This window comes from Streptomyces sp. NPDC058751 (assembly GCF_042746485.1).
GTDB lineage: Bacteria > Actinomycetota > Actinomycetes > Streptomycetales > Streptomycetaceae > Streptomyces.
Window position 1 is genome coordinate 82702 of the sequence record NZ_JBHYPZ010000026.1, and the last position, 13348, is coordinate 96049.

Consider the following 13348-nt stretch of genomic DNA (forward strand, 5'->3'; position numbering starts at 1 on the left):
GGGAGGCTGTTGGCGGTCGTTCGATGGGGAGCAACGGACCGCGAGGGGGGATCGTCCGGTGTCGTGTCCGACGAGCGGGACGGCGGAGGCCGTGTCATGAGCGGTGAGACGGCATGGATAGCCACCGGCTGGCTGCTGGGATTCGGCGCGGTCAACGCGGGGCTGTACGCGACATGGTGGCTGCTCACACGAGAGGACCGGAGGTTCCTGCGAGGCGTCCGGGCGGCGGATGTGGACCCGATACAGGCTGCGTGGTGGCTCGGCGCCTCGTGGACGGGCGCGTCACCTCAGCAGGAGGGTTACGCGGCACAGGTGGCCGTGGGCCTGCTGATACGGGCCGGGGACGCCGGGATCGACCGTGACGGCCGGATCACCGTGCCGCGCGGGCGGCTCGGCAGCCAGAAGGACCCGGTCCTCGCCGCCCTCGTGACCCTCCTGCGCCTCCACAAGGGGGCCACGGTGCACGAACTGCTCAACGACCCCCGTTTCCAGCGGTTCCAGAACGTTCTGGAGTCGCGTCGCGCTCCCTTGCGCACACAGTTCGGCTTCTACCGCGTGCCCGCGCTGACCGCCGCCTTCGTCACCGCGTTCGGCATGTCCATGCACGCGATGCTCATGCGCTGCCCGGTGCCCGGACTGCCCTCCCGGGATCCGGGCTTGTGGACCACGGCCTGGATAGCGGTGTGGGCCGCGCTGGCCGCCCTCGCGGCACTCTGGCCCCAGGAGATGTCCCGCCCCTGGGCCGGTTTCACCCGTCGCTGCCGTACCACCGTCACCCGGGCCCTGGCCGACCAGACCCCGGAGACCCGCCGCCGGGTGCACACGAGCGCCTCGGAACCCTCCGACCGGCGCCCGCCGGAAGCCGTGGCCGTCCCGCGCCCCCGGACCGCGGCCCACGCCACCGACCGCGAACCGTCCCCGTACGGTCTCGACCTCGATCTCGACCTGGCCACGCAGCCGGAGGACGCCCACCACGACGGCCCGGGCGGCGGAGACTTCACCGGGGGCGACTGACCCCGGACGGACGACGAGGCCGGTGGGCCCCGGCCGTGCCGACCGCCCGCCCCGGGACCGCCGGTCCGGGCCGGCGGGTGAGCAGTCGGGTCAGCAGCGGCAGGGCGCGTGCCGCGTCGGGGGCCCGGTCCAGGGGCAGATGGACGATGTCCGCGGGGAGTTCCCTGCGGTCGCGGGGGACGGCGAGGACGGGCATACCGGCGGCGCGCAGGTGCCGGGAGAGCTGCTCGATGGAGACCAGTGCCGGCCGGTGTTCGTCGGCGAAGGCGCGCAGCCGCTCGAAGCGGGCGAGGGAGCCGTCGTCCTCGCAGACCTCGCCGAGCACGCCGACCGGTGCGAGCCCGGCCAGGAGCAGCAGGTCGACGGTGGCCTCGGTGCGGCCGCGCCGTTCGGCGACCCCGCCGGGGCGGGCCCGTAGCGGGAACATGTGCCCCGGGCGCACCAGTTGTCCGGGACGGGCCGAGGCGTCGGCCGGCGTGCGCGCGGTCGCCGCCCGGTCCGCGGCCGAGATCCCCGATCCGGTGCCGACCGCGTCCACGGAGACGGTGGAGGCGGTCGTCCCGGCCGGATCCGTGCCCGGGGCGGGCTCCACCATGAGCGGCAACCGGAGCCGGTCGGCGATCTCGCCGGCCATCGGGACGCAGATCAGCCCGCTGGTGAAGCGTACGAAGAATCCCATGGTCCGCGCGGTGGCGAACTGGGCCGCCATGACCAGGTCGCCCTCGTTCTCCCGGTCCTCGTCGTCGACCACGACGACCGGGCGCCCGGCCCGCAGTTCCTCGACGGCGACCACGAGCGGGTCGAGCGACCGTCGCGTTCCAGCAGATGCCACTCTGTCCAGCCCTTCTCGATCTTGCTCTTCCGGCGTTGGCATCGGCCAACCCGTGGTCCGGCTTGAGGATCGGCACTCCAACAGGCGAGTCGGCGGATGAACGACGGTTCCCGGCGACGGGGCCGGGGTCGTCCGCGTACACCCGCGGTCGTCGGCGCGCGCACCCACGACCGTCGGCGCGCGCACCGGCGTTCGATTTCGGCCGGTGATCCGTTACGCTGCGGGCCGTCGATCACGAAGGAAGACATGTTCAAGCGACTTGCCACTGCCGCGGTGACGGTGGTTCTGATGGCCGGGCTCGGTGCGTGCGGTGGCGGTGGTGGGGGCGACGTCCACGACGAGGGTTCGGACTACTCGGTCGACGTCGGCCAGAACAGCGGGAGTGGGAGCGGGAGCGGTGCCGGGGAGTCCCGGCCGGACGCCTCGGCCACGGCCGACGCGAGCGTCTTCGGCCTCCGGGACGACGTCCGTCACCTCAGGGCCAAGACCGCCCGGGCCACGCGGCCGCACATGACGAAGAAGTGCGCCACGACCACACGGCGGGTCAAACACACGTCGAGCACCGGCTCGGGCACCAAGCGGCACACCCGCACCTGGTACTCGACCGAGCACTCCAAGACCTGCAAGCAGGTCCGCAGGGGAACCGAGTCCTACACGCGCGTCGTCCGGCCGGAACAGTGGTGCGTCAGCCTGGACGACGTCGACGGCGACAAGGGCCGGGACGACGTCTGGTACCAGGTCGACCGAACCGACTACGACGCGGCCGTCGGCACGGACGACCACGCGCGCATCGGCTTCACCCCCACGGGCGACGGCTGCTGACCCGAACGGCGAGAAGCCCGGCGGACGTCACACAGAACCCCCTCGCGCGGGTCTGCCGCCCGGGCGGTCCCCGGATCCCCGGCGTCCTCGTCAGGCCCGCTTCGTGGTCCGCCGGCTCAAGTCCCGTTGCGCCCAGTCGGTGACGCCGCTCAGCCGGAGGGCGGCCACGGCCGGGTCGCCGGTTCGAGTGGGCTGGTCCACCTCGAAGTCGTAGCCGGTCAGACCGCTTTCCTCCTCGACGACACGAGCGATGCGGTAGGCCCGTTCCATCACCTCGAACGCCGCCCGGCCCGAGTGGCGGTAGGCGACCTCGATGTGGGCCGTGTCCCCGCAGTAGTCGAGCTGCACCCGTCCCGGAGGCCCGACCGTCCCGAGGGTCAGGCTGTACGGGTACTCCTCGTGCTCGACAGGTCCGACGTCCCGCGAGACCCGGTCAAGGATGCGGTTCCACTCGCCCCGGTGCCCGTCGGTGAGCCGGAGCGGGGGCAGGTCGCCGTCGGGGTCGAAGCCCGCGTTCTGCCGGTCGAGCGATTCCTGAAGCGTCAGGCCCGCCCGCACCCGTACGAGCAAGATGTCGTAGGTCACTTGACGAATCTACGCACCCTCCCGGCTCCCCGTCGACGCCCCGTCCCGGGCGCACCGCATTCTCACCGAGGCGAGTTCACGGCTCCACGGGGCGGGCTTCGGTCACGAGCCCCGCAGTGGCCCGGTCGGCGCAGGTGCGAGGAACGGGCCGTGTCATCGGCTCACCCGTCGGTGTGTGTCCCGTCCCGCAGCGGGAAGGCCATCATGCTCACGCCCAGGGGAACGGTTCCCGGTGTGTGGGGTGGCCGGGCCGCTTCGTGGAGTTCGACGGCGAGGTCCACGAGCCGCTGCCGGACGCTCTCCCAGGTCCCGGGGTCCACCCACAGCTCGGCGTCCACGGTCACGCCCTCGCCGCCCTCCACCCTCCGTCCGGCTCGCTCCCGCAGGGTGTGCGCCATGGTCTCGGCCAGCATCGGGGTCCCCTCGTGCCGGTCGGACAGGGGTGTGCCCCGGACCGCTCGGTAGCGGCGCTCCCTGCCGCCGCGGCGGGTGCGTTCCTCCGCCAGCACGACCAGGCCCACCGAGTCCAGGCGCCGCAGGTGCTGGCTGGCCAGCGCGTGCGAGACGTCCAGCTCGCGGGCGAGCTCGGCGGCCGACATCGGCCCCGGCCACATGAGGCTGAGCATCCGCAGCCGCAAGGGGTGGGCGAGCGCACGCAGCACGGGATCGGTATCGGTCACGCGAGCCAGTAAAGCGCACGCCTGCATCATGAGCCCACTACCGCCAATCAAATGATTGGGGGTAGGTTGTGCGACCGGCACACCGAAGGGCGGGGAGATGGGCTGGAACACGCCGAAGGTCTTACGGGACCGCAACGCGGGTCTCTACCTGGGCGGAGTCGTCGTCTCCGGGTTCGGCGACTCGGCCATGTCGCTGGCCGCCGGCATCTGGGTCAAGACGCTCACCGGTTCCAGCGGCCTCGCCGCACTCGTCGGCTTCTGCGTCTGGCTGCCGACCTTCGCGGGCCCCGTGATAGGCGCGGTGGCGGACCGGGTGCGCCGCCGTCCGCTCCTGGTGGCCACCAACCTGGCCCTGGCCGCCGTCATGACCGCGCCCCTCCTCGTACGTTCGCGGGAACAGGTCTGGCTGCTGTTCGCTGCGCTCACCCTGGTCGGCGTGGGCGTGGTGCTCACGGACGCGGCCGAGACCGCCCTGGTGGCGGCCGCTGTGCCGGACGAACTGCGCGGCGACTTCAACGGTCTGGTGCTCACCTCCAACGAGAGCATGAAGCTGCTCGCCCCGCTGGCGGGCGCGGGCCTGTTCACCGCGTTCGGCGGGCCGACCGTGGCACTGCTGGACGCGGTCACCTTCGTCCTGGCCGCGGCCGCCTTCAGACTGATCCGGGTGCAGGAGGACCCGCCCGCGGTCCGTGGCAGGCGGGCGTGGACCGCCGGGACGGCCGAAGGCGCCCGCTACCTCCGACGGCACCCGGTACTGCGTCCGATGGTCGCCGTCAGCGGGACGACCATGTTCCTGGCCGGCGTCAGCAGCACGGCCACCTACGCGATGCTCGACTCCGGGCTCCACCGGTCCCCGGCCTTCGCGGGCGTGCTCATCTCGCTCCAGGGGCTCGGCTCGGTCGTCAGCGGGCTGGCGGCCGGTGCGCTGATGCGCCGGATACCCGAGCGCGTCTTCCCGGCGGCCGGGCTCGCCCTCTTCGCCCTCGGCGTGCTGGCGCGGGCGACTTCCTGGCTGCCCGTCGTGCTCGGCGGCAGTCTGCTGATCGGCCTGGCTCTGCCCTGCCCGCTCATCGCGGCGCTGACGGCCGTCCAGAGACACACCCCGTCCGCACTGCTCGGCAGGGTCGCGGCGACGGCCAACACCCTGATGTACGCGCCCACCGGGCTCGCCCTGCTCCTGGGTACGGGCATGGTGGAGTGGCTCGACCACCGGGTGCAGCTCGTCGCCGCCGGCACGTGCGGCCTGGCCGTGGCGTCCGTGTCGGTCGCGCGGGGCCGCGGCGCGCGGACCGCGGCACCGGCCCGCACGGAACCCCTGTCCGAAACGCCGGAGAGCTGACGCCGCGCGGTCCCGTGCGGGGGTGCCGTGCCCGGTCGTGCGCCGGGAGCCGGACGCGACTCCGGCCGTCGGCGGACACGGAACGCCGCTCGGTCCCGGTCGTCCGCCGACCGCGTACGAAGCGGTGATCCCGCGCGGCATCGGCCCGGCGCCCCGGGACCGGTCCCCGCCGTGAACCCCGCGCCCGACGCCGGTACGAATTCCCGGCAAGGCACAAACACCGTTACTTGGACGTAATGGTTCCGCAACCTTGACGGCACTGGTCCAGTCCAATAACGTCACCCCCGCACAGAACCCCACAGCAAACAACTCCCCCCGACCGTCATCTTTTTGACGGGCTATCACCCCCTCCGGGAGGGCCCCCGTGGTTTCCCGACGTTCCTTCCTGTCCGGAGCCGCTGCCGTCGCCGGCACGGCCGCGCTCAGCCCGTTTTCACCGGTCTCGCCGCTGACGTCCACTGCAGCGGCAGCGGGAGTCCCGCTCCCCGTGAAACTGGCGAACAACTCCGGTCACGACACCGTCTACGCCTACATATCCGGTACCGACAGCAGCGGCTGGCCGGTCTTCGTCTCGGCGAACGGCGCCCTGAACCGGTTGCCCAACCCGTCGTCCGCGGTGACCCCCATCGCCGACTACTCCATCGCGCTGGGCGCCTCCGGCTCGGCCGCCACCACCGTCAACCTGACCAATTACGTCATCAGCGGCCGCATCTATTTCTCGGTCGGCAAGAAGCTCCAGTTCTTCGTCAACCCGGGCACCGTGCCCGGCGTGGTGCAGCCCGCCCTGACCAGTGGCGACCCCAACTATTCGACCAACTGGACGTTCTGCGAGTTCACCTTCAACAGCGCCAACCTCTACGCGAACATCTCCTACGTGGACATGGTGGCGCTGCCGATCTCGATGGCCAGCACCGGCAGCGGAGGCAACCAGACGGTCAGCCCGCTGCCCTCCGGCGCCCTCGCCTCCATCGCCTCCGGCCTGCAGGCACAGCACGCCTCCGACGGAGCGCCCTGGGACCGGCTGGTCGTCACCGACTCCTCCGGTGCGGTGCTGCGCGTCATGGCACCCACCCACTCACCGGTGAGCTTCGGCAACTACTGGGACGACTACCTGAACCGGGTCTGGAGCCGCTACGCCACCACCCCGCTGACCATCAACGGCCAGGGCAGCATCGGCTCCTACACCGGGACCGTCTCCGGCAACGCCATCGTCTTCTCCGGTCTCAACACCAACGGCGTGCCGTTCACCAAGCCGAGCGCCGTCGACATCTTCGGCTGCGCCTCCGGTCCCCTCTACAACTCCGGCGGGGACGCCCGCGGGGCGATCGCCGCCCGGCTCGCCGCCGCGATCAACCGCAGTTCGCTGCTGGTCTCGGGCGGGAACAACAACCCCGACGGCGTGTCGCCCTCGCAGTACTACCAGGACCCGATCACCAACCACTACGCGCGGCTGGTCCACAAGTACGCCAGCATCGGCTACGCCTTCCCCTACGACGACGTCGGCCCCACCGGCTCGGCCCCCGTCGACGGGCACATCCAGGACGGGGCGCCCACCTCGTGGAGCATCACCCTGGGTGCCGGGGGCACCGGGGGCGGGGGCGGCGGTGGTGGCGGCAACGTCAGCGCCTACAGCACCATCCAGGCCGAGTCCTACTCGGCGCAGAGCGGGACCACCACGGAGAGCTGCTCCGACACCGGCGGCGGCAGCGACGTGGGCTACATCGCGAACGGCGACTGGCTGAAGTTCTCCTCCGTCGACTTCGGTTCGGCCTCCCCCAAGCAGTTCAAGGCCCGGCTGGCCTCGGGCGCGGCCGCCGGTGTCAGCGGTGCCGTCCAGGTACGGCTCGGCAGCACCACCGGCACGAAGATCGCCGAGATCAACTTCGCCAACAGCGGCGGCTGGCAGACCTGGCAGACCGTTCCCGCGAACATCGTCGCCTCCGCCACCGGGGTCCACGACGTCTACCTGGTCTTCTCGTCGGGCAGCGGCGCGGACTTCGCCAACATCAACTGGTTCACCTTCACCAGCTGACCTCCGGCCCGGCGACAGCGGACCGAAGACGGCACGGCACGGCACGGCGGTGCGGCCACCCCACGAGGGCGGCCGCACCGCCGGACGGCGTCAGTGGGCGATGCCGTCGATCAGCTCACGGGCGCCCTGCCGCAGCAGAGCCAGCGCGACCGAGGCGCCGAGGTCCGCCGGGCTGAGCCGTCCGGCCCATTCGTGGGCGTTCAGGACGGTCTTCCCGTCGGGGCTGAACACACAGGCCCGCAACGACAGATCCCCCCGGGACGCCTTCGCGTAACCGGCGATCGGGCTGTTGCAGTGCCCCTGGAGGACGTGCAGGAACATCCGCTCCGCCGTGGCCTCCCGATAGGTGTCGGCGTCGTTCAGACCGCTGACGACGTCGATGGTGGGGGTGTCGGCCTCACGGCACTGGAGGGCCAGCACGCCGGCCCCGATCGGCGGGCACATCGTCTCGGTCGACAGGACCTCGGTGATCACGTCGGCCCGGCCGATGCGCTCCAGTCCGGAGGCGGCCAGCAGCAGCGCGTCGACCTCGCCCGCGGCGAGCTTTTCCAGGCGGCGGTTGGCGTTGCCGCGGAACGGCACGCACCGCAGATGCGGATGGGAGGCGGCGAGCTGGGCGACCCTGCGCACCGAGGAGGTTCCGATCCGGGTGCCCGCGGGGAGTTCGTCGAGGAGCAGGCCCCCGGGATGGACGAGGGCGTCACGGATGTCGTCCCGCTTCAGGAACGCCGCGAAGGTCGTACCGGCGGGCAACGGCCTGTCGGCGGGCACGTCCTTGACGCAGTGCACCGCGAGGTCCGCCTCCCCGGCGACGAGCGCGGCGTCGACCTCCTTGGTGAACGCCCCCTTGCCCTCGACCTGGGAAAGGTCTCCCATCCACTTGTCGCCGGTCGTCCTGACCGGGACCACCGTGGTCCGGATCCCCGGACGCAGCGCGCCGAGTTCGGCGCGGACACGCTCCACCTGGGCCAGGGCCATGGGCGAGTCGCGGGAGACGATGCGGATCAGCTCAGGGGCGGACATGTCGTACACGATAGTGCGCCGGAGCCGGCTTTCCCTCTGTCATCCTGAACCTCATCCCAACGGCGTAGCACGGCTGTTGGGAATCCGGTGGGCGGCGCTCCGGCCGCCTGCCGCGAGCGGATCCCCGAGCGGTCCGTACGACACCCGGCCCGAGGTGCCCGGCCCCCTCGCTCTCGCCCAGCCCGCTCGTGAGGCACCGGAACGGCGGGGAACATGTCCGGAAAGCCCTACCACAGCGCCCTCGTCGTGGTGTCCGCAACACATGTCCCGTGAAACAAGTCACGGCTGCGCGCTGTGCCGAACAGCCTGCTCCACCATGTAAGTTCCTGCGTCCAAGGGGCGTGGACTCCCCCTGATCACACAATCGTGCCTGCATATCCGCGCCCCCCGAGGGAGACATCGCCATGCCCGCAGAAGAATCGGCCCATCACCCGCCCCAGTGCATCGGAGTGGTTGCCGAGTCCACTCCAGGGGAGACCCGTGTCGCGGCGACGCCCGCCACCGTGCGCCAGTTGGTGGGACTGGGATACGAGGTCGTCGTCGAGTCGGAGGCCGGCACGGCGTCGGGCTTCACGGACGACGCCTACGGCGAAGCGGGGGCACGGATCGGCGACGCCTGGCGGACGGACGTCGTGCTCAAGGTCAACTCCCCGTCGCCGGGAGAGATCGCGCGCGTGCCCGACGGCTCGACGCTGATCGCGCTGATCAGTCCGGCCCAGCGGGCGGACCTCCTCGAGGAGCTCGCGAGCCGGCCCATCACCGTGCTGGCCCTGGACGCGGTACCGCGGATCTCGCGGGCGCAGTCCATGGACGTGCTCAGTTCCATGGCCAACATCGCCGGCTACCGGGCCGTGATCGAGGCGGCGCACGTGTTCGGGCGCTTCTTCACCGGCCAGGTGACGGCCGCGGGCAAGGTCCCGCCGGCGAAGGTACTGGTGGCCGGCGCCGGTGTGGCCGGTCTGGCCGCCATCGGTGCCGCCTCCAGCCTCGGGGCGATCGTCCGGGCGACCGACCCGCGGCCCGAGGTGGCCGACCAGGTGCGGTCGTTGGGCGGCGAATACCTCCCGGTCGACGTCGCCCAGGAGGAGAGCACCGACGGTTACGCCAAGGCGACGTCGGCCGACTACGACCGCGCCGCCGCCGAGCTGTACCACGGGCAGGCGAAGGACGTGGACATCGTCATCACGACCGCGCTGATCCCGGGCCGCCCCGCGCCGCGCCTGCTCACGGCGGAGGACGTGGCGGCGATGAAGCCCGGCAGCGTCATCGTCGACATGGCCGCCGTCCAGGGCGGCAACGTCGCGGGAACCGTCGCCGGACGCACCGTGGTCACCGACAACGACGTCACCATCATCGGTTACACCGATCTCGCGTCCCGGCTGCCCACCCAGGCCTCGCAGCTGTTCGGCACCAACCTGGTGAACCTGGTCAAGCTGCTGACGCCCGGCAAGGACGGCCGGCTGGTCATCGACTTCGACGACGTGGTCCAGCGGGCGGTGACCGTCGTACGCGACGGCGAGGTCACCTGGCCCCCGCCGCCCGTGGCCGTCTCGGCCGCCCCCCAGCCCGCGCCCGCCGCGGCGGCCGCGCAGGCCGAGAAGCCCAAGGAGCCACGGCTCACCCCGGCGGCCCGGTTCTCCCTGATCGGCGCGGGCATGCTGGCGATGTTCGCCCTGGTCGCCTTCGCCCCCGCGCAACTCGCCGCCAACTTCACGGTCTTCGCGCTGGCGGTGGTGATCGGCTACTACGTGATCGGCAAGGTGCACCACGCGCTGCACACGCCGCTGATGTCCGTCACCAACGCGATCTCCGGGATCGTGGTGATAGGGGCGCTGCTGCAGATCGGGCACGAGAGCGCGGTCGTCACCACGCTCTCGTTCGTCGCGATCCTGCTGACGAGCGTGAACATCTTCGGCGGTTTCGCCGTCACCCGCCGCATGCTGTCCATGTTCTCGAAGGGCTGAGCCGCCATGACGTCAACCACAGCCTCCCACGCGGCGGACCTGGTCGCCGCCCTGCTGTTCATCCTCAGCCTGGCGGGACTGTCCCAGCACCGCACCTCCCGCGCCGGTGTCGTGTACGGCATCGCCGGCATGGCCCTCGCCCTGGTCGCCACCGTCGTGCTCGCGGCACAGAGCATCACCGCGGGCGCGGTCGCCCTGATCGTCGTCGCGATGGTGCTGGGCGCCGTGATCGGCATCTGGCGGGCGCGGCAGGTCGAGATGACCCAGATGCCCGAACTCATCGCCGTGCTGCACAGCTTCGTCGGCCTCGCCGCGGTGCTGGTCGGCTGGAACAGCTACCTGGAGGTCGAGGCGCACGGGGACGCGCAGCGCCACGTCACCGCCGACCTGCTGGGGATCCACCACGCCGAGGTGTTCATCGGCATCTTCATCGGCGCCGTCACCTTCACCGGCTCGATCGTCGCGTTCCTCAAGCTGTCTGCGCGCGTCAAGTCCCGTCCGCTGGTCCTGCCGGGCAAGAACGCCCTCAACGTCGCGGCGCTGGTGGCGTTCGTGGCGCTGACGGTCTGGTTCACGATCAGCCCCAGCCTCGGTCTGATGATCGCCGTGACGGTGCTCGCGCTCGCCCTGGGCTGGCACCTGGTCGCCTCGATCGGCGGCGGCGACATGCCCGTCGTCGTCTCCATGCTCAACAGCTACTCCGGCTGGGCCGCGGCGGCCGCTGGATTCCTGCTCGACAACAACCTGCTGATCGTCACGGGCGCGCTGGTCGGGTCCTCGGGCGCCTACCTGTCGTACATCATGTGCAAGGCGATGAACCGGTCCTTCATCTCGGTCATCGCGGGCGGATTCGGTATCGAGGCTCCCTCCGGCGGGGACGAGGAGCAGGGCGAGCACCGCGAGATCCAGGCCCAGGAGGTGGCCGAACTCCTGGTCCAGGCCCGGTCGGTGGTCATCACCCCCGGCTACGGCATGGCCGTGGCCCAGGCGCAGCACCCCGTCGCCGAGCTGACGCGTCAGCTGCGGGAGCGCGGTGTGGAGGTCCGCTTCGGCGTTCACCCCGTGGCGGGCCGTCTGCCCGGACACATGAACGTGCTGCTGGCCGAGGCCAAGGTGCCGTACGACATCGTCCTGGAGATGGACGAGATCAACGACGACCTCGCCGACACCTCCGTCGTCCTGGTCATCGGTGCCAACGACACCGTCAACCCGGCCGCGGAGGAGGATCCCGCCAGCCCGATCGCGGGCATGCCGGTGCTGCGGGTGTGGGAGGCAGAGCAGGTCGTCGTCTTCAAGCGGTCCATGGCCTCCGGCTACGCGGGTGTGCAGAACCCGCTGTTCTTCCGTGAGAACAGCGGCATGCTGTTCGGCGACGCCAAGCAGAGTGTCGAGGAGATCCTGCGGGCGCTCCCCGCCGACCCCCGCGCCCAGGCGTCGAGCGAAGCCGCACTCGCCCGCTGAGGGCGGCGCACCGGGCGCGCCGCCCTCAGCTGCTTCACGCACGGCCGCGCCGCCGTCCGTGCGCCCGTGTCCGGATACGGCCCACCGTCCGCCCCACGCACTCCTGTGCGGGAGGCCGGCCGGTGGGCCGTGCGCTTTCCGGGCGGGTGCCAGCGCCCGCACCAGGCACCGACACCGTCCAACGCCTTTCTCAGGACCTCTTGGAGACACTCTCGCGTGCGGGGGCGTTCCTGCCTGCGACGAAGCTGTTTTGTGTGGGGTGACGGCCTGTGGGCGCGTTGTCTTACTGGTGGTTGCAGCCGCTGAGGAGTTCGACGCCCCGAAGCAGGGCGGAGTGGTCGAGGGCTGCATCTCCACGGGCCACGGCGGACGCCACGAGCTGCACGGCGATGCTGCCCAGAGGGATGGCGGCGCCGATCGCGCGTGCGGTGTCGGCGACGATGCCCATGTCCTTGTGGTGGAGGGCCATCTTGAAGCTGGGCGTGTAGTCGCGATCCAGGAAGTTGGTCCTCTTGCGGGTGAGGACGTTGGAGCCGGCGAGGCCGCCGCTCAGGACGTCGAGGGCCGTTTCGAGATCTACGCCCGACTTCTCAAGGAAGATCACGGCCTCCGCGCATGCCTGAATGTTGATCGCCAGGATCAGCTGGTTGGCGGCTTTTACCGTCTGACCGAGGCCATGGGAACCGCAGTGCGTGATGGTCCTGCCGAGCGCTTCGAAGACGGGCTTCGCCTCCTCGAAGTCGTCGGCTTCCCCACCGACCATGACGGACAGGATGCCTTCGACGGCACCGGCCTCGCCGCCTGCAACCGGGGCATCCAGAACACGAATTCCCTGTTTGGCGGCGTTGCCGGCCAGCCTGATCGAACTCTGCGGGGCGATGGTGGACATGTCGATCAACAGGGCTCCCGACCGGGCGTTGGCCAGGATTCCGTCAGGGCCGTAGGCGACCTCCTCCACTTGGGGGGCGTCCGGCAGCATCGTGATCACGACGTTGGCGTCGCGGACCGCTTCGCCTATCGACATCGCGGCTCGGCCACCTGCTGCCAGCAAGGGCCCAGTCCTGCCGTCGCTGCGGTTCCAGCCGTACACGGTGTGTCCGGCTCTGCACAGGTTGACAGCCATCGGGCTGCCCATGGTGCCAAGGCCGAGGAAGCCGATCGTTTTCAACGTGAGGTTCCTTTGTGAGGGTGGTGGCAGAGGAGACGTTCAGGGGAGGAGCAGTTGCTCCAGGTCTGCGGGCCCTCGGTGGCCGACGTCCGTCCGCTGAACCGGGTCACCGCGTAGCTGTGGGGCAGGCGCAGCAGTGAGCCGACGACGGTGGGCGTGGCAACCAGCAGGAACTTCTCCCCAGGACTGAAGCCGTGGCCGATCTCGGGCGACATGAACAGGACGAGGACGGACCACAGCGCCCATACCGAGAACCCGACGTGCTCGGAGAGGACGGAGAGGATGAGGTCGCGGTGGGCTGCCCGATGGCCTCCCTTGTGCCAGGCATCTTCGTCCTCGGGATCCCAGCCGGTGAGCCAGCCGTCTGGCCGGGCAGATGTGTGAGCCACGTTCGCTCCGGGTGCGCGACGGGCTTTGTGGGCACAGAC

General features: G+C 71.0%; 12 protein-coding genes. 6 read left to right on the forward strand and 6 right to left on the reverse strand.

Annotation, left to right across the window (positions count from 1 at the left end):
* The first annotated feature begins 96 nt into the window (after positions 1–96).
* Complete coding sequence (locus ACFW6B_RS23965) at positions 97–1014, forward strand: hypothetical protein (protein WP_386598584.1); 918 nt, start codon at positions 97–99, stop codon at positions 1012–1014.
* On the opposite strand, the gene ribB is transcribed toward ACFW6B_RS23965, so the two are convergent.
* The gene (gene ribB, locus ACFW6B_RS23970) at positions 998–1846 is read right to left on the reverse strand and encodes a 3,4-dihydroxy-2-butanone-4-phosphate synthase (protein WP_386598586.1); all 849 of its coding nucleotides are present in this window, start codon (positions 1844–1846) and stop codon (positions 998–1000) included. The genes ACFW6B_RS23965 and ribB overlap by 17 nt on opposite strands.
* 246 nt (positions 1847–2092) lie before the next feature.
* Here ribB and ACFW6B_RS23975 point away from each other — a divergent pair, with 246 nt between their 5' ends.
* The gene (locus ACFW6B_RS23975; RefSeq protein WP_386598587.1) at positions 2093–2668 is read left to right on the forward strand and encodes a hypothetical protein; all 576 of its coding nucleotides are present in this window, start codon (positions 2093–2095) and stop codon (positions 2666–2668) included.
* A 90-nt stretch (positions 2669–2758) separates the two neighbouring features.
* Here ACFW6B_RS23975 and ACFW6B_RS23980 read toward each other — a convergent pair whose 3' ends face one another.
* Positions 2759–3253 carry a hypothetical protein gene (locus ACFW6B_RS23980; protein WP_386598588.1) on the reverse strand — a complete coding sequence of 165 codons (495 nt, stop codon included), beginning with the start codon at positions 3251–3253 and terminating at the stop codon, positions 2759–2761.
* 161 nt (positions 3254–3414) lie between these two features.
* Positions 3415–3933: an ArsR/SmtB family transcription factor gene (locus ACFW6B_RS23985; RefSeq protein WP_386598589.1), complete on the reverse strand. Its 519-nt coding sequence runs from the start codon at positions 3931–3933 to the stop codon at positions 3415–3417.
* A gap of 97 nt (positions 3934–4030) precedes the next feature.
* Here ACFW6B_RS23985 and ACFW6B_RS23990 point away from each other — a divergent pair, with 97 nt between their 5' ends.
* Together ACFW6B_RS23990 and ACFW6B_RS23995 are read left to right on the forward strand one after the other, a co-directional pair.
* Positions 4031–5272 carry an MFS transporter gene (locus ACFW6B_RS23990; RefSeq protein WP_386598590.1) on the forward strand — a complete coding sequence of 414 codons (1242 nt, stop codon included), beginning with the start codon at positions 4031–4033 and terminating at the stop codon, positions 5270–5272.
* A gap of 364 nt (positions 5273–5636) precedes the next feature.
* Positions 5637–7304 carry a beta-1,3-glucanase family protein gene (locus tag ACFW6B_RS23995; protein WP_386598591.1) on the forward strand — a complete coding sequence of 556 codons (1668 nt, stop codon included), beginning with the start codon at positions 5637–5639 and terminating at the stop codon, positions 7302–7304.
* A gap of 90 nt (positions 7305–7394) precedes the next feature.
* Here ACFW6B_RS23995 and hemC read toward each other — a convergent pair whose 3' ends face one another.
* The gene (gene hemC / locus ACFW6B_RS24000; RefSeq protein ID WP_386598592.1) at positions 7395–8327 is read right to left on the reverse strand and encodes a hydroxymethylbilane synthase; all 933 of its coding nucleotides are present in this window, start codon (positions 8325–8327) and stop codon (positions 7395–7397) included.
* 404 nt (positions 8328–8731) lie between these two features.
* On the opposite strand from hemC, the gene ACFW6B_RS24005 reads away from it, so the two are divergent.
* Both ACFW6B_RS24005 and pntB read left to right on the forward strand, forming a co-directional pair.
* Positions 8732–10291, forward strand: a complete 1560-nt coding sequence (locus tag ACFW6B_RS24005; RefSeq protein ID WP_386598593.1) for a Re/Si-specific NAD(P)(+) transhydrogenase subunit alpha — start codon at positions 8732–8734, stop codon at positions 10289–10291.
* 6 nt (positions 10292–10297) lie between these two features.
* Positions 10298–11752, forward strand: a complete 1455-nt coding sequence (pntB, locus tag ACFW6B_RS24010; RefSeq protein WP_386598595.1) for a Re/Si-specific NAD(P)(+) transhydrogenase subunit beta — start codon at positions 10298–10300, stop codon at positions 11750–11752.
* Positions 11753–12035: 283 nt separating this feature from the next.
* Here the strand turns inward: pntB and ACFW6B_RS24015 are convergent, their stop codons facing one another.
* The gene (locus tag ACFW6B_RS24015) at positions 12036–12920 is read right to left on the reverse strand and encodes a 2-hydroxy-3-oxopropionate reductase (protein WP_386598596.1); all 885 of its coding nucleotides are present in this window, start codon (positions 12918–12920) and stop codon (positions 12036–12038) included.
* Complete coding sequence (locus ACFW6B_RS24020; protein WP_386598597.1) at positions 12917–13309, reverse strand: hypothetical protein; 393 nt, start codon at positions 13307–13309, stop codon at positions 12917–12919. The genes ACFW6B_RS24015 and ACFW6B_RS24020 overlap by 4 nt, the downstream gene beginning before the upstream one ends.
* Positions 13310–13348 lie beyond the last annotated feature (39 nt).

Excerpts from the sequence above, each read along its gene's own strand:
- ACFW6B_RS23965 (WP_386598584.1), top strand. The coding sequence starts at position 97 with ATGAGCGGTGAGACGGCATGGATAGCCACCGGCTGGCTGCTGGGATTC.
- ACFW6B_RS23975 (WP_386598587.1), top strand. The coding sequence starts at position 2,093 with ATGTTCAAGCGACTTGCCACTGCCGCGGTGACGGTGGTTCTGATGGCC.
- ACFW6B_RS23990 (WP_386598590.1), top strand. The coding sequence starts at position 4,031 with ATGGGCTGGAACACGCCGAAGGTCTTACGGGACCGCAACGCGGGTCTC.
- hemC (WP_386598592.1), bottom strand. The coding sequence starts at position 8,327 with ATGTCCGCCCCTGAGCTGATCCGCATCGTCTCCCGCGACTCGCCCATG.
- ACFW6B_RS24005 (WP_386598593.1), top strand. The coding sequence starts at position 8,732 with ATGCCCGCAGAAGAATCGGCCCATCACCCGCCCCAGTGCATCGGAGTG.
- pntB (WP_386598595.1), top strand. The coding sequence starts at position 10,298 with ATGACGTCAACCACAGCCTCCCACGCGGCGGACCTGGTCGCCGCCCTG.